The organism is Polynucleobacter sp. MWH-UH24A, from assembly GCF_018687475.1.
Classification (GTDB): domain Bacteria; phylum Pseudomonadota; class Gammaproteobacteria; order Burkholderiales; family Burkholderiaceae; genus Polynucleobacter.
The window spans coordinates 1,849,157-1,865,858 of the sequence record NZ_CP061292.1; the positions used below are offsets into that span (position 1 = coordinate 1,849,157).

14 protein-coding genes and 1 riboswitch are annotated in these 16,702 nt (G+C 45.7%); of the genes, 2 read left to right on the forward strand and 12 right to left on the reverse strand.

Annotated elements, in window-relative coordinates:
* Window positions 1-60: 60 nt before the first annotated feature.
* From ICV32_RS09680 to ICV32_RS09705, 6 genes are read right to left on the reverse strand one after another with little or no spacing between them, the layout of a single operon-like run.
* Window positions 61-1,623 carry an efflux transporter outer membrane subunit gene (locus ICV32_RS09680; protein WP_251371860.1) on the reverse strand — a complete coding sequence of 521 codons (1,563 nt, stop codon included), beginning with the start codon at window positions 1,621-1,623 and terminating at the stop codon, window positions 61-63.
* A gap of 39 nt (window positions 1,624-1,662) precedes the next feature.
* Entirely contained in the window at window positions 1,663-3,495 is a 1,833-nt protein-coding gene (gene glmS / locus ICV32_RS09685) for a glutamine--fructose-6-phosphate transaminase (isomerizing) (RefSeq protein ID WP_215370563.1), read from the reverse strand.
* A 9-nt stretch (window positions 3,496-3,504) separates the two neighbouring features.
* On the reverse strand, window positions 3,505-4,920 hold the full coding sequence (glmU, locus tag ICV32_RS09690) for a bifunctional UDP-N-acetylglucosamine diphosphorylase/glucosamine-1-phosphate N-acetyltransferase GlmU (protein ID WP_215370565.1): 1,416 nt from the start codon (window positions 4,918-4,920) through the stop codon (window positions 3,505-3,507).
* 52 nt (window positions 4,921-4,972) lie between these two features.
* On the reverse strand, window positions 4,973-5,884 hold the full coding sequence (gene ttcA / locus ICV32_RS09695) for a tRNA 2-thiocytidine(32) synthetase TtcA (protein WP_215370568.1): 912 nt from the start codon (window positions 5,882-5,884) through the stop codon (window positions 4,973-4,975).
* 18 nt (window positions 5,885-5,902) lie between these two features.
* Complete coding sequence (locus ICV32_RS09700; protein WP_215370571.1) at window positions 5,903-6,298, reverse strand: dihydroneopterin aldolase; 396 nt, start codon at window positions 6,296-6,298, stop codon at window positions 5,903-5,905.
* Window positions 6,299-6,306: 8 nt separating this feature from the next.
* A complete protein-coding gene (locus ICV32_RS09705) occupies window positions 6,307-7,101 on the reverse strand; it encodes an SDR family oxidoreductase (protein WP_215370574.1) in 795 nt (264 codons plus the stop codon).
* 34 nt (window positions 7,102-7,135) lie between these two features.
* Here ICV32_RS09705 and ICV32_RS09710 point away from each other — a divergent pair, with 34 nt between their 5' ends.
* Window positions 7,136-8,314, forward strand: coding sequence for a class I SAM-dependent methyltransferase (locus ICV32_RS09710; RefSeq protein WP_215370576.1), 1,179 nt, complete (start codon window positions 7,136-7,138; stop codon window positions 8,312-8,314).
* Here the strand turns inward: ICV32_RS09710 and ICV32_RS10085 are convergent.
* Genes ICV32_RS10085 through ICV32_RS09725 form a run of 3 tightly spaced genes read right to left on the reverse strand, consistent with a single transcriptional unit; the run spans window position 8,308 to window position 12,304 of the window.
* A complete protein-coding gene (locus ICV32_RS10085) occupies window positions 8,308-9,438 on the reverse strand; it encodes a polynucleotide adenylyltransferase (protein ID WP_215370579.1) in 1,131 nt (376 codons plus the stop codon). The two genes, ICV32_RS09710 and ICV32_RS10085, sit on opposite strands and share 7 nt — an antisense overlap.
* On the reverse strand, window positions 9,435-10,346 hold the full coding sequence (locus ICV32_RS09720) for a complex I NDUFA9 subunit family protein (RefSeq protein ID WP_215370582.1): 912 nt from the start codon (window positions 10,344-10,346) through the stop codon (window positions 9,435-9,437). Before ICV32_RS09720 ends, ICV32_RS10085 begins: the two co-directional genes overlap by 4 nt.
* Entirely contained in the window at window positions 10,343-12,304 is a 1,962-nt protein-coding gene (locus ICV32_RS09725) for a lytic transglycosylase domain-containing protein (protein ID WP_215370585.1), read from the reverse strand. The genes ICV32_RS09720 and ICV32_RS09725 overlap by 4 nt, the downstream gene beginning before the upstream one ends.
* A 29-nt stretch (window positions 12,305-12,333) precedes the next feature.
* Between ICV32_RS09725 and ICV32_RS10090 the strand changes: the two genes are divergently transcribed.
* Entirely contained in the window at window positions 12,334-12,951 is a 618-nt protein-coding gene (locus ICV32_RS10090; protein ID WP_215370588.1) for a 5-formyltetrahydrofolate cyclo-ligase, read from the forward strand.
* Here ICV32_RS10090 and metF read toward each other — a convergent pair.
* From metF to metK, 3 genes are all read right to left on the reverse strand, one after another.
* Window positions 12,941-13,783 carry a methylenetetrahydrofolate reductase [NAD(P)H] gene (metF, locus tag ICV32_RS09735; RefSeq protein WP_215370591.1) on the reverse strand — a complete coding sequence of 281 codons (843 nt, stop codon included), beginning with the start codon at window positions 13,781-13,783 and terminating at the stop codon, window positions 12,941-12,943. The genes ICV32_RS10090 and metF overlap by 11 nt on opposite strands.
* 18 nt (window positions 13,784-13,801) lie before the next feature.
* Window positions 13,802-15,241 (reverse strand): adenosylhomocysteinase, encoded by a 1,440-nt coding sequence (gene ahcY, locus ICV32_RS09740; protein WP_215370593.1) that lies wholly within the window; start codon window positions 15,239-15,241, stop codon window positions 13,802-13,804.
* Between the two features lie 62 nt (window positions 15,242-15,303).
* Window positions 15,304-15,395: riboswitch (S-adenosyl-L-homocysteine riboswitch) on the reverse strand.
* Between the two features lie 27 nt (window positions 15,396-15,422).
* Window positions 15,423-16,589 (reverse strand): methionine adenosyltransferase, encoded by a 1,167-nt coding sequence (metK, locus tag ICV32_RS09745; protein ID WP_215370596.1) that lies wholly within the window; start codon window positions 16,587-16,589, stop codon window positions 15,423-15,425.
* Between the last annotated feature and the right edge of the window lie 113 nt (window positions 16,590-16,702).

A 16,702-nucleotide genomic window follows, 5' to 3' on the forward strand; every position in this document is an offset into this window, starting at 1 on the left:
TAAAAAGCGTGTTTTTTATCCAAGCAACGAATTGATGAAATTGATTCATGAGCCGATCTCTTAATTACTTTGTTTAGGTGCGCCCACTTGCTCACCGGCCTGCGCCTGAAAAGCTGGACCGCTGCGATTCCACCATCCGCCACCAAGCGCAGCAAATAATGCGGCGGTATTAGCAAAACGACTTGCTTGAACATCAATCAAACGAAATTTAGTTTGCTGATATTGACGCTGAGCAATTAATACAGCTAGGTAACTTCCAGTACCCAGCTTATATTGTTCCTCTAATAAATTGAGGTACTCCAAGGCATTACTTTCGGCTTCTGAGGCGGCTCTAAGAGCCAAGGCATCACTTTCAAGCGCTTGTAAGGCATTTGCTACTTCTTGAAATGCATTGAGGACAGTGGCTTGATATTGATACACTGCGGCTTCATAAGTGGCAAGCGCGCTGCGTCGCTGTGCAAGCAACGCTCCACCTTGGAATAAAGGTTGAAATACTCCGCCAGCCACAGACCAAATGGCAGCATTAGGTCCAAATAAGGCCCCAGTCGTTAAGGCTTGCGATCCCATCGCACCACTCAAAGTAATTTGCGGCAAAAGATTAGCGGTTGCCACACCCACAAGTGCATTGGTCGACTTGATGTACGCCTCCGCTGCACGAATATCTGGGCGCTGACGAACGAGCTCTGATGGAATCGAAAGCGGAATGCGTTCTGGTAAATTGAGTTTGGCTAAATCAAACTTTGCTAGCTGTGCATTACCAGGAAAATCCCCCACATAGACTGCTAGTTGATTACGAATAAATGAAAGATTTTTATCAATATTTAATAAATCAATTTGAGAGCTAGCCGCAAGCGAAACCTGAGACGTTAAATCAACTCGAGATACCGTACCAATTTCCAATTGCTTGCGAATAATATCGGCAAGATTTTTCTGGGCCTCATAGATCTCCAAATTGGATTGGTATTGAGCACGAAGCGCTGCCTCTCGAATTGCGGTTGTAACAATATTTGCTGTCAAGCTTAGGTAGGCGCTCTCAAGTTGAAATCCAGAAATTTCTGCTTGGGCCTGAGCACTCTGAACTGCACGTCGAGCACCACCAAACACATCCAAGTTGTAATTCACGGAAACCGATGTGTTGTAAAGATTGAAGATATTTGGGTTTCCTGAACTTAATCCAAAGCTCGAAGGCGTAATTTGTTGTCGCGTTGCTGAGGCTCCCAAGCCAATACTTGGAAATAAAAGGGATCCAAACGCAGCATTTGCATTTTCTTGAGCTGCGCGCAAGGTCGCATCAGCCGAGGCTAAAGTTGGGTTCCGTTTTAGAGCCTGCTTAATGAGTGCATCTAATTCGGGGGAGCGATACAAGGACCACCATTCTGCAGGAATGTCAGCAGCGGGATCGAATATCTGTTTGGTTCCCCCGATACTCGGGGCTGTTGCCAATTCTGAAGAAACTGGCTTTTCGGTATAGACACCAACTTTTGGTGCATCAGGTTTTTTAAAATCTGGCCCTACAGCGCAGGCCGTTAAACCAAGGCAAACCAAAAGACTAAAGCCGTACTTGAGTGGATTTAGTGAAATGGAATGATGGAGGGAAGATTGAGAATCAAAATGGCTCTTCACATCCATTATTTGACCACAATGAGGCTACTTTTGGATGAATTACTCGACCGTAACACTTTTAGCTAAATTACGTGGTTTATCAACATCCGTACCAAGGGCTACTGCGGTGTGATAAGCCAAGAGTTGTAGTGGAATCACGTGTAAAAGAGGTGACAGATTTCCGTAATGCTCTGGTAGCCTGATCACCTGAATACCGTCTTCATTTTTAATTTCTGTACCCTGATCAGCAAAGACATAAAGACGCCCGCCGCGTGCCTTGACCTCTTGCATATTTGATTTCAACTTTTCAAGCAGCACATCATTGGGAGCTACGGTAACAACCGGCATGGCCTCGGTTACCAAGGCAAGCGGTCCATGCTTTAACTCGCCTGCTGGATAGGCTTCTGCATGAATATAAGAGATCTCTTTTAACTTCAAGGCCCCCTCGAGAGCGATCGGAAAATGTAAGCCGCGCCCCAAGAAAAGTGCGTTTTGACAGTTCGCAAAGGATCGACTCCAAGCAATAATTTGTGGCTCTAATGCCAATACGGCATGGATTGCTTGCGGCAAATGGCGCAAATCTTCAAGAACTTTTTTCTCAGCAGGTAGTGATAAGTGTTTTGAGCGTTTTGCAATCGTATTAGCCAATAAGTACAAAGCAACCAATTGAGTGGTAAACGCTTTGGTAGACGCTACTCCAACTTCAGTGCCGGCGTGTGTCAAAAAGTGCCATTTAGTTTCTCGTACCATGGCACTCGAAGCCACATTGCAAATCGATAAGCTTAAGGGGTGACCGAGCTGTTTAGCATGGCGCAAGGCTGCCAGAGTATCAGCCGTTTCTCCCGATTGAGAGACAACAACAATTAAAGATCGAGGGTTTGGAATCGATTGTCGATACCGATATTCGCTAGCAATTTCAACCTGGGTTGGAATCTTTGCAATGTCTTCAAACCAATACTTGGCTACACATGCAGAGTAGTAACTTGTTCCGCAAGCAAGGATCAATACCTGATCAAACTCCTGCCACTCCACAGAATCTGCAGCAAATAATGCGGGACTAAGTTCGTCAATGTTTGCAATCGTGTCTGAGACCGCACGCGCTTGCTCGAATATCTCTTTTTGCATGAAATGTTGATAGGGCCCTAACTCCACTGCTTGGGCCTGAACAGGCATCGGCTTAACTTCTCGCTCAATGGCCTGACCGACCGGGTCCCAAACCGTAAAGCCATTGACAGTTAATGTGACAAGATCGCCTTCCTCAAGATAAACCATTGTTTTGGCTTTACCAGCTAAAGCAAGTGCATCTGAGGATAAGTAATGACCATCATCGCCGATTGCAATAATAAGTGGCGAACCCGCTCGTGCTCCCACCATGAGATGGGGCTCTGCTTGAGCAATGACAGCAATCGCATAAGCACCTTTTAGTTGCTTGGTGGCTTGTGTCACAGCAATTTTTAGATCTGGCTTATCGAGCTTAATGAACTCCTGATGAACTAAATGGGCAATGACCTCGGTATCGGTCTCCGACTCAAACACATATCCGGAAATTTTTAACTGATTACGTAATGCCTCATAGTTTTCAATAATGCCGTTATGAACAACAGCAATTTGGCCATTGGAAATGTGTGGGTGAGCATTATGCGTATCTGGCCTGCCATGCGTCGCCCAACGCGTATGTGCAATCCCGACCTGTCCGCAAAAGTCTTGCGCCTGCTTCGCTAAATCAGCTACACGATCAGTGGTTCGAGCGCGCCTAATGGGATGAGATCCTTGCTGACTATCAATGACAGCAAAGCCACAGGAGTCATAACCCCGATACTCCAAGCGTCGTAATCCTTCAATTAAGGTATCGACGATATTCGTTTTGGCAACTGCTCCAACGATTCCACACATAAAAGGGATTTACTTTCGAGAGGTCTTTTTTGTCTTTGGCGATCCGCTTTTTGCTTTTGTGGGTCGCTGCCAATCAATGGAAATTTGTTTTGCTCTCGATACGGTTAATTTGCCTGATGGCGCATCTTTGGTCAGCGTCGTTCCTGCCCCTAGCGTTGCACCTTTACCTACTTTTACGGGAGCAACTAACTGCGTATCCGATCCTATAAACACATCATCTTCAATTATGGTTTGATGCTTATTAACGCCATCATAATTACAAGTAATTGTTCCCGCGCCGATATTGACTCGTGATCCGACAATTGAATCTCCCACATACGCGAGATGATTGGCTTTGGTCTGTGCAGCAATTCGGCTATTCTTTACTTCCACAAAATTTCCAATGTGAACTTCGCTTCCTAATTCAGCACCCGGTCGGATCCGCGCATAAGGACCAATGCGATTGGCTGGGCCGATCTTAGCCCCATCTATATGGCTAAATGCTTCGATCGCTGCACCCTCTCCAATCTGTGTATCTTTAATGACACAATAGGGTCCGATGCGAACCTTATCGGCCAAAGTCACGACTCCTTCAAAAATGCATCCAACGTCAATCCAAACATCTTTTCCACAATTGAGCTCACCACGTACATCAATTCGATGAGGATCAAAAAGTGTGACGCCATTCTCTAAAAGCGCATGCGCAATCTGATGCTGTAGAACACGCTCTAACTGCGCCAATTGCGAACGACTGTTAACCCCTAGAATTTCATAATCATGAGCCGCTTGAGCAGAGCGTACGGGAACCCCCGCTTTAACAGCCATTGCTATCACATCCGTTAAATAGTATTCGCCTTGGGCATTTTTAGTTTTGATGCCTTTTAGCCATTTGCCTAACTCTTCGGTAGGCAAAACCATGATGCCGGTATTAATTTCTTGAATCGAGCGAATGGCCAGATTGGCATCTTTTTCCTCAACAATTGCATCAATATTGCCATCGATATCGCGAACGATTCGTCCATACCCATGCGGATTTTGCATACGATGGGTCAGTAAGCCAACGGCCCCATCACTCAAGCGTACAAGCTTTTTCAAAGTTTCTTTAGAACACAGCGGTACATCGCCATACAAAACAAGTGTGGGTAATAAACGATTTAGCTTTGGTAAAGCCTGTAAGAGCGCGTGACCTGTACCTTTTTGCTCTTTTTGTAAGACCGTTTTTACATTTCTAAAGCGCACTTCTAAGCTGGCCAAATGAACTAAAAATGATTGAACCTGCTCCGCCCCATGTCCAATGACAACAATCGGCTCGGCCTTGGGCGCAAGTGCTAATGCTGTTTCAAGCACATGCTGAAGTAACGGCTTTCCCGCTAAGGGCTGCAAGACCTTTGGTAAGGCCGATTTCATGCGCTTGCCTTGCCCAGCAGCCAAGATGACGATATTCATATGACTAATTATAGAGCTTAGAACCATCTAGATTTATTTGAATAGGAACTAATTAATCTTTGTTAATCCATGTCAGCGAAGACCACGAAGGTTCAATTGATTCACAGGCATCAATACCTTCGTCGATAGCGCGGTCGCCCTCGTACGATTTACTTAAATGAGCTAAATCAGAATGAATGGTTAGATTCTGAAAATCAAAGGCATCCTGATCTAATAAATGGGAAGGAACAATGTGGTGTAAGGAACGAAATAGATTTTCAATTCGTCCAGGAAAATCCCTCTCCCAATCACGTAACAATTTTTTCATCGCAGATCGTTGTAAGTTGGGCTGACTTCCACATAAGTCACACGGAATAATTGGAAATTCCATCGATTGTGCATAGCGTTCAATCAACTTTTCTGGAACATAGGCTAATGGCCGAATCACTAAATGGCGGCCATCATCTGAACGCAACTTCGGAGGCATTGCCTTGAGCTTGCCGCCATAAAACATGTTTAGTAATAATGTTTCTAAGATGTCCTCGCGATGGTGACCTAAAGCAATCTTCGTTGCGCCAAGCTCATCCGCTACTCGATACAAAATCCCACGGCGTAAACGGGAACATAAACCACAAGTTGTTTTCCCCTCAGGAATCACGCGCTTCACAATGCTATAGGTATCCTGCTCTTCAATATGAAATGGGATATTGAGTTGACGCAAGTAATTAGGTAGGGTATCGCTTGGAAAGTTGGGCTGTTTTTGATCTAAGTTGACAGCAACCAAATCAAATGAAATGGGAGCTCGCTCACGTAACTTCAGCAAAATATCTAGTAGGGTGTAGCTGTCTTTACCGCCAGATAAACACACCATCACTTTATCCCCATCGGCAATCATGCCAAAATCACCGATGGCCTGACCAACCAGACGACATAGTTTTTTATCTAGCTTATTCTCTTCAAATGCTTGCTTGCGAGGGTCTACCATCTGCGGCTCCCATTAGCCTTATGGTTGCTTCATCTTAAAGACTTCGACGCCAACTGCCTCACAATCCGGATAGACATCGGGCTTTGCAGTACTAACTCGAACTGCCATCACATTTGGATGCTCAAGAATTGCCGCAACAATTTCATCGCAGAGTGTCTCTTGTAAATGGATGTGCCCACGTTTGACGCGCTCAACAATTGTTTTACGAATGAAATCATAATCAAGCACCTCCTCTAAGCGATCCTGCTTCGGAGTATTTAGTTCCAAAGGAACATAAATCTCGACATTGAATATCACCCTCTGTTCAGCGCGCTTTTCAAAATCATGAACACCAATATTGATATAAACCTCGTAATCTTTTAAAAAAAGACGTCGACAATTTATCAGGCTTGGATGGGAAAGTAATGAGTGCATAGAACCTATTATTTAATTTTGAACATCACATCACGGTCGGATGCCAATAAATGTTGCCCGCCATCAACATACAGTGTAGTGCCAGTAATGGACTTGGCGTTGGCCAAGAAAAATGCGGCGCTAGCTATGTCATGGGCGCTTGAAGAAAATCCCATCGGAGTTACTTGGTGGGCTTTCTCAAACTCGGACTGACTTTGATCGCCCGATGGTAAGGTAATTCCTGGGGCTAAACCAACCGAGCGCATATACGGCGCAAAATCACGAGCTATCATTTCAGTAGCAGTTAGCAATGCACTCTTAGAGAGCGTATAAGAAAAATAATCGGGATTTAAATTAATTAGTTTTTGATCTAATAGCTGAATCGTTGCAGGAACAAAATCTTTGTTAATTGGCTGAGTCTTGAGGTGACGAAACATTGCTTGAGCCAAAATAATTGGTGCCGCTAGATTAATTTGTGTATGCCGCTCAATGAGATCGGCGCTTACGGGATGATCAGTTTGGCTAGGACGATCGTATTCAAAAATCGCAGCGCTATTGATTAAACAATCAATTCTTGAGAAATGATCAATACTTTTTAAGATCAGCGACTCTGCTTCTTTTTGATAGGCTAAATTTGCCTGTACGGCAATCGCCTTAACTCCCGATGCCCGAATCTCATCAAGTACAGATTCAGCCTCTTGGGCGGATTGGCCATAATGAATAATGACATTCCAGCCCTGGTTGGCAAAATGCAAGGCGATTTCCCGACCAAGACGCTTGGCTGCGCCGGTGACCAAAACTGTCCGATCTACCATTGTTTTCATATGCTGTAGAAAAACTCACTTAGACTAGCGAGCTATGGATATTAACCTGACCAATGCCGAAGCGGAGCATTTAAAAGCTGTACTGACCAAAATTTCCCAAGAAATTGAGGAAAAAGGTGGCTGGATTCCTTTTTCACGCTACATGGAAATTGCTTTGTATCAGCCAAATCTTGGTTATTACACAAGCGCCCTTGAGAAATTTGGGCGCTTTGGTGATTTCGTAACAGCTCCAGAAATTAGTCCATTTTTTGGTCAAACCATCGTCAATACAATTCTGCCAGTCCTCGATAAATTAAGAATCCATGGGCACCCGACCCGGGTGATCGAAATCGGTGCCGGTACTGGGCAACTTGCCAAAACGATCCTATTAGACCTGCATCGACGTGGCTTTACCTTAGATGAATATCACATCATTGACGTGTCACCCAACTTAATTAAGCGTCAACACGAATTATTATTTGATGCATGTGAAAGTCACGGGATTCAAACTCGTTGCCAGTGGCATTCAGAGTTTTTACCAAGCTTTCATGGTGTCATTCTGGCCAATGAAGTGCTCGACGCGATTCCATGTGAACGCATTGTCTACCAAGATCATGCTTGGTACTACGCTGGAGTTGGACTCGGATCTAAGCCGGATCAACCCCTTACATCGGCACCTGGAGCACAACTAGAGAGCCAGCCATCAATTGACAACGTTGCTGATGGATATATAACCGAAATCCATCCTCAGGCGGAGGCATGGTTTAAACAGCTGATCAATCGATTTGAACAAGGTCTCTTATTGATGATTGACTATGGCTTTCATCATCATGAGTATTATCACCCCCAACGAAATACTGGAACGCTGATGGTGCATTACCGTCATCAAGCACTAACTAATGTTCTTACTCTTCCAGGAATATCGGATATCACCTGCCATATTAATTTTTCAAGCCTTTTGCATTTAATTGAAGATGCAGAAAATAGTCAGTCATTTTTTTCTAGCCAAGCAACTTATTTATTAGATGCTGGCATTACCGATCTGGTATTGCAGCAATCTGACCCGAATGATCCTCAGCAAATGATCGCAATATCCAACGGGATTCAGAAACTAATCTCAGAGGCAGAAATGGGCGAACTATTCAAAGTATTGGCTTTTGGGAAAAACTTGGGCAGTCTTGATTTAGACCTCCATGCACTCCCTGGCTTTAGAGGTCGTAATCGCGTTTATTGAGATAAGGTCTCTTGAATCAGTAAGAGGCGCGCCTTCTCAAGCTCCGCATGAATTGCTTTACCTAAGTCATTCGCATTAGAACGTTGGCTCACAGACGCAGCAATTTGTCCGGCATCAATACCCATCAATTGATTGACAAGCGTTACCCAAATAGCAGTATCAATTCCTAGCGCCTCATAAAGAGCCAGTAATTCGCTAATGCGGTTTGGCTTACGCCACAAATCCGCTCGATTAAAAAATGCCAGCATATCCTTGGCGATTAATTTGGCATGCACGACCTCAAAATCAGCAACAATCTGGCAATAATCGGTAATCTCATTAGGCCACTTTGAGCCCTTGGCCCATTCCTGGATCTCTGTTGATGAAATGAATCTTAATAAACATGCCATACGTTGATTTAGTCGTGGGCTTACTCGGTCGATTAATTGCATTGCTTGCCGAATACGCTCTTGAGCTGCCTCTTGATGCCACTGTTTCTCAAAGCTGGCTGGCAAAACATCGGATAGGGCATTGCAGTGATTGAGTGTTTCGATAAAGCGGAGCGGCTCTGTTTCTTCCATGGCGCGCGATAACTCTTGCCAGATACGCTCCCTGGATAAGGTTTCTAGCTCTAGCGCCTCAACCATTCGCCTCATGTGAAGAAGTGTCTCGGGGGCGATATGAAAATCTGCAAAACGTGCTGCAAAGCGAGCGACGCGCAATACCCTTAAAGGGTCCTCCAAAAAGGCCTTCGAGACGTGTCGCAATACGCCGGCCTTTAGATCAGCCTGACCACCGTAGGGATCGACGATCTCACCAACTGGCTCACCAATCTCATTTACTTCTTGGGCCATGGCATTCATTGTCAAATCACGGCGCTGCAGATCCTCTTCTAAGGTCACAGCAGGATCTGCATGGAATATAAAGCCTTGGTGACCTGGCGCTGTTTTGCGCTCCGTCCTAGCTAGGGCATATTCATGATTCGTGACGGGATGCAAAAACACTGGGAAATGACTTCCTACTGGCCGAAATCCCTTTTCTATCATTTGATCGGCTGTACTGCCAACCACCACATAATCAATATCATGAACCGCTTTTCCAAGCAAACGGTCCCGCACCGCACCGCCAACTTGATAAACCTTCAAGTCAGCAAACTCTCAATGCGCTGTTTGGTGATCTTAAAATCTTCGACCAAAGCATCTTTTCCACCCACAGCCAATACATTAGGGATACTCATGGAGGCAATATTGTCACGTGACATTAGTGTTGGGCCTGGACTAAGCTCAAATGCCAGCGCTTGCAAGTATCCAACCCAATTCGGCAATGAAATAACTAGACGGTCTTTACCTGCTTTACGAGCCGCAAATTCAACCAACTGTTTCATCGTAAAGACCTGAGGACCAACCAAATCATAGGACTGATGAATGGTATGCGGATGCGTTAGTGCCATTACAAATGCACTGGCAACATCGTTGACGCTCACCGGCTGGAATTGAGCACTTGAATATGCCAATGGAATGATTGGGAATATTCTCGCTAAGCTAGCAAAGGTATTAATGAATTGATCTTGCTCTCCAAAAATGACCGATGGCCTAAAAATGGTCCAATCTAAATCGCTAGCTCGAACACGATTTTCACCGTCACCTTTACTACGTTGGTACATTGAGGGGCCATTTGAATCCGCGCCCAGCGCGCTCATATGCAAATAGCGCTTGAGTTGCTTGCCTTTCATGGCCGCAATGATTGCTTGGGGCAAGTCCACATGGGCTCTCTTAAAACCCGGACCATATGGTTTTGCTTCGTGATCTTGCAAAATACCGACTAAATTAATGACTGCCCCTTGTGGTTTCACATCTTCACACAGGCGCTCAATCACTTCTGGCTGATTTACATCCGCCTCAACCAATGTCACACTAGGCAATAATCGAAGGTCTCGCATTGCGCTATATCGACGCGATGGGATCAAGACGGAGTAGCCTTTACTTTGAAGTTTCTGGCTAATGGCTTTACCAACAAAGCCGCTGCCACCAATTAATAAAATGTCATGTTTCATGGTAACTCACTCAATACAGCAGTTTTAGGTGCAATCACTCCAAGCCTCTGTTTCATGGGGGTCGTTTGACCATCCATCAAAATCGAATAGTAGCTCGCATTTGCAAGCACATTCTTAACGTACGTCCGAGTCTCATTAAAGGGGATGGATTCCACAAAAATTGCCCCCTCAGTGGTTTGATTTAACTTTTCTCGCCATGATTTGGGACGAGAAGGTCCAGCGTTGTATGCGGCGGATGCCAGGACCCAAGAATCATCGAGATCTTTTAGAACCATATTTAAATAATGACTGCCCAAGGTTAAATTAACTTGCGTTTCTTTAAGACGCTCATTGGTATACGAGCTCATACCAATTTTCTTAGCAACATACTTAGCGGTATTGGGCATCACCTGCATCAACCCCGAAGCACCCACTGACGATGATGCATTGGTAATAAACCGAGACTCTTGACGAATCAGGCCATAAGCCCAGGCTAAATTCAAATCAATGGTTTTAGCAATCGGACTAAGTTGATCCTTAAAAGGGGTTGGATAACGAAGAGCAAAATCATGCTCCCCTTTTGTGCGATCAGCCGTATTAACCGTTCGATCGTATAAATGGATTCGTTTAGCATATTCAGCGGCGGCTAATAATTGGCGATCGCTCATACCGCGCAACTCCCAGTTCCATTCACGATTGCCTTCAAAGCGGAGATTCATGGCATAAAAACGTTCAGCCCGATTAAATCCTGGGCGTTTACCCATCTCCTTAATTTCAGCATCACTAACTCTCACTTTTGGTGGGATAACGATTGGTTTAGCTAATTCCTCCCGTGCCAACTGACCATAAAAATTAAACTGGTCTTCCAGTAAATGAAACTGGGCATTGGCTTTTTCAGAATCTCCCAATTCTTTGAATGATCTTCCGTACCAATAGGTCCATGCAGGATCGCGTTGACGAACCACCGGATTCATCGATTCAATCGAGTCACGCACTAACTGCCAATCATGAGCACGTAAAGCGGTGCGTACTTTCCATTCCTGTGTTTCTGCGGATAGCAAGGGATTAAAACCAAGTTGCTGTTGACGTCGATACGCATCGTATGCATTTCGATCTAAGCGTTTTGCTAAAAATTGACCAATCACACCCCATGCCATCGCTTGATCTTCTTTGTTATAGCGTAGGTTGGTTTGTGAAAAGTCGCGGTATGTTTTACTGGGATCTGCCCTTGCGCTACGCACAATACTAGCGATCGGATCATCACCGCCAATGCGACGCCCTGCTGTTTCAAAATTCATTTCGGCAGCCGCTCGTCCAAGCGCTCTAGCCTGAGCACTCGTTAGGCCATTTGCTTGCACTAATGCGGGTACGAGCTCCTGACAGGCTGATCCAAAATGACGTGGATCAATCATCACTTTTAATGCATCCTGTCCAACAAGCTTTGCATCCTCCTGCTTCATAAGTCGCGATTGAAGTGCATAACACTTCACATTGGTGTCATCATCCAAGACAAATTTTGGATATTCCCGATCAAATTGAGACCAATCTTTTCGTTTACCAAGAACCAACAACCAATCGTTGCGCATCCGATCACCAATTGCGGTTCCCTCATAGGTTTTTAAGAATGCACCAACTTCCTCATCGACCGAGGAATCAGCGCGCGCCTCATTCCCCTTATCGAACATTTGGGGCTTAATCCGAAAATACCGCACATAATCCGTATCTGGATAGCTGTTTAATTGTGCGGAGAGCTGTTGGGTTTTTGGTACATCATTACGCCGCGCAGCATCCCGCAGCTCAATAAATAATTTATCAGCCTCTGTGAGCTCATAGGCAGCGGGCTGGCTCGCAGATGATTTGCTCACGTTTGGTTTTTTTGCAAAACCACTGTTCCAAGCGCCCAAGCAAAGCACCAGAATCGCCGATAAAAGAAAGGGTGCGTTCGGGCGTTTTGGCTTAAAAGTAAAGTTTTGGATCATCGTGCTATTTTCACCCGATAATAAGTACCATGCATACCCCTATTCAGCAAATTCGACAGGATCTCTTAAACCAGCGCTCGTCATTTGCCCAGTCATCCGAATTTGATTCCACATATGCTCTTTTTTTATCCCAATTTCGTCAATTTCTTCTCCAAGAAGGAGAGGGATACCGGTCACTTGCATTTTGCTGGCCTTACCGCGACGAGCTTGATCTGCGGGAACCTCTGTGCGCATGGCGAGAATCTAGATCGAATCGATACCTCTTGTTGCCTAAAGTTGAGGCCAATCGGCAATTGATTTTTTACACCTGGTCAGACCCAGACTCCTTAATTTTAAATACCTACGGAATTGCCGAACCCAACCCAAAAGCTAAAGGGGTGGAGCCTATGAACCCCGACTGTATCCTAATCCCTTGCCTTGGCTGGCTGAACTATCAAAACCAGTTTTGGCGACTCGGATATGGCGGGGGATATTTTGATCGAACTATAGCTTCCTTAAAGCTTACAGGGCATCGATTTATAACGGCTGGTATCGCTTTTGACTGGCAAGCGCTGGATCACCATCGCTGGACCCCTCAGGTCCATGACCAAGCCCTTGATCTTATGATTACCAACTCCGGGATCCACCAAAATACGTCTAGGGCTTAGCGGCGTTGTCCAATTGTAAATTTTGTACGATACGAATTACGGGATCTGCTTGATTAAGTGAGTAAAAATGCAGACCAGGTACTCCAGCAACGATGAGTTGTTCGCATAGTGCACTGACTACGTCCTCACCAAATGCCTTAATTGAAGCGCTGTCATCGCCATAAGCCAAAAGACGCAAACGAATCCAACGCGGAATTTCTGCGCCGCATGCATCTGAAAACCGGAGTAATTGGGTACTGCTTGTAATTGGCATAATGCCGGCAACCACAGGCACATCAACACCCAATTGATAAGCGTCGTCCACAAACCGAAAATAGGCATCGCTATTAAAAAAGTATTGGGTAATTGCTGAGTTGGCACCGGCCTTAATTTTTTGAGCAAAGTATGCAATATCTTTGCTTGGGGATTGTGCTTGAGGATGCGTCTCTGGATAAGCTGCTACCTCGATATGAAACCAATCACCGGTCTGTTGGCGAATGAATTCAACGAGTTGGTTGGCATGCTGTAACTCACCGTACTGACCCATGCCAGATGGCAAATCACCGCGTAACGCCACAATCCGTTTGATGCCCAATGCCTTGTATTGCGAGAGAAGCTGCGTAATCAATTCTTTGGAACTGCCGACACACGATAAATGGGGCGCAACGAGCTCTCCGGCCCGATGAATAGCCTCAACCGTCTGCAAGGTTCCTGATTGAGTCGATCCGCCCGCACCAAAGGTTACTGAGTAAAAGGCGGGCTTTAATGCCGCTGAAATTCGCTCCCGCGTTTGTAGCAAACGCGCTTCCCCCTCCGGGGTTTTGGGAGGGAAGAACTCGACGCTTAACTCCATAGCAGACCCTTTAAGCTTTTAATAACGATAGGTTTCAGGCTTAAAGGGGCCTTCCTTCTGAACCCCAATATAGGCGGCCTGCTGATCTGATAGCTCAGTGAGCTGCGCATTCAATTTCTTAAGCTGCAAACGGGCAACTTTTTCGTCTAAGTGCTTAGGCAAGGTATAGACCCCTACAGGGTATTTATTGGTTCCTGCCGCTCCCCAGAGTTCGATCTGCGCAATCACTTGATTCGCAAACGAAGAGCTCATGACATACGAGGGATGCCCTGTGCCGCAACCTAAATTGACTAATCGGCCCTTGGCCAAAATAATAAGGCGCTTTTCAGGAAGCCCATTTGCCGCTGGGAAAATGACATGATCAACTTGAGGCTTAATTTCTTCCCATTGGTATTTTTCAATACTGGCAATATCAATTTCATTATCAAAATGGCCAATATTGCAAACAATCGCCTGGTCTTTCATTTTCTTCATGTGATCATGCGTTATGACGTGATAGTTACCTGTCGCTGTAACAAAGATATCGGCTTTATCAGCGGCGTACTCCATTGTCACCACACGATACCCTTCCATCGCGGCCTGTAATGCACAGATCGGGTCAACTTCGGTCACCCATACTTGAGCGGAGAGTGCACGTAATGCTTGGGCTGAACCTTTACCTACATCACCATAACCAGCCACAACGGCTACCTTACCGGCAATCATGACATCGGTCGCACGCTTAATCGCATCCACTAAAGATTCGCGGCAGCCATATAAGTTATCAAATTTACTCTTGGTTACGGAGTCGTTGACGTTAATGGCCGGGAAATGCAGCTCGCCCTTTGCATGCATTTGATAGAGACGATGCACACCCGTCGTTGTCTCTTCAGTAACGCCGTTAACTTTGGCTAATCGCGTTGAATACCATGTTGGATCAATCGCCAATTTACTCTTAATTGCCGCAAAAAGAATCCGTTCCTCTTCGCTGGTTGGATGATTGAGAACGGCTAGATCTTTTTCAGCCTTAGTACCTAAATGCAGCAATAAGGTTGCGTCGCCACCATCATCCAAGATCATATTGCTATAACCACCGTCTGCCCATTCAAAGATCTTGTGGGTGAAATCCCAATACTGCTCAAGAGTCTCGCCTTTGATCGCAAATACGGGGGTGCCATTCGCAGCGATTGCGGCGGCGGCATGATCTTGTGTTGAATATATATTGCACGACGCCCAACGGACTTCGGCACCTAAGGCTTCAAGGGTCTCAATGAGAACGGCGGTCTGAATTGTCATGTGTAACGATCCGGTAATGCGTGCGCCCCGTAAGGGTTGCTTGGCGGCAAACTCTTCGCGGATAGCCATCAAACCGGGCATCTCGGTTTCAGCAATTTTGATTTCTTTACGACCAAAATCGGCCAAACCAATATCGGCAATTGCAAAATCGCCATTTAGCTTCAAATCAGCAACAGTATTCATGAATAGCTCCAGCTAAAGAATGCTAGTGGAGCCAGTATTGACTCGCTAACCGCTAGCATTCGGGTTAGCGAGCGCAGTTGCAATGAAGTTACTAAGTAACTCCCCTCCAAGCCTGGGGGGCGAAAATACGCCCCTTGCAACGCTCCTTGAAGGAATTGCCTAAATTGTAATCAATTTCGGGCTAGAGGCCTGCCGCACCCTTCAAAGCAGCCGCTTTATCCTTGCGTTCCCAAGTGAACTCAGGCTCCTCACGGCCAAAATGGCCATATGCAGCGGTCTTTTTGTAAATGGGTCGCAAAAGATCAAGCATTTTCACAATACCTTTCGGGCGAAGATCAAAATGCTCCGATACGAGTTTTGCAATCTGCTCGTCGGCAATCTTGCCCGTACCAAAGGTGCTAACCATGACCGATGTGGGACGGGCGACACCAATCGCATACGAAATTTGGATGAGGCATTTGCTTGCCAAACCAGCAGCAACCACGTTCTTCGCTACATAGCGGCCAGCATAGGCAGCGGATCGATCAACCTTCGATGGATCTTTTCCAGAAAATGCACCGCCGCCATGAGGAGCGGCACCGCCATAGGTATCCACAATAATTTTGCGACCTGTAAGACCACAATCGCCTTGCGGACCTCCAATTACAAAGCGACCGGTTGGATTCACTAAATATTTAATATCCCCTTTAATTAAATGCTTTGGTAAAACTGGTTTGATAATTTCTTCAATCACTGCTTCACGCAATTTCTCCAAAGGAATATCAGCAGCATGCTGAGTCGATAGCACCACGGTATCGATCGAGTCTGGTTTTCCATCTACATAACGTAAGGTCACTTGGGATTTTGCATCGGGGCGCAACCAATTTAGGCGTCCATCACGACGCAATTGAGATTGACGCTCCACCAGGCGGTGCGACAAATAAATTGGTAAAGGCATTAGCTCAGGAGTCTCATCACAGGCATAACCAAACATTAATCCCTGATCACCAGCGCCTTGATCCAAACCATCATCGTGTGCCTTATCAACGCCCTGAGCAATGTCTGGACTCTGTTTGTCATAGGCTACCAAAACTGCGCACCCTTTGTAATCGATGCCATATTCTGTGTTGTCATACCCGATCTCGCGCAAAGTATTGCGTGCGACTTGAATGTAATCAACATTGGCGTTAGTTGTGATTTCGCCGGCAAGAACCACTAAGCCAGTGTTGCAAAGGGTCTCGGCAGCAACACGTGCCTTCGGGTCCTGCGCCAAAATGGCATCTAGGATTGAATCCGAGATTTGGTCTGCAACTTTATCGGGATGTCCTTCAGAAACAGATTCTGAGGTAAAGAAATAATCGTTAGCCATTCTATTCTCCATTTGTTTAAGCACTGACAACGCCACGTGCCGGGGAATACAACGGCGACGCTTTAGCAGATTTTTTTAATTCGCCCCGCAAGTTGTCTTTAACTCGGCGAATA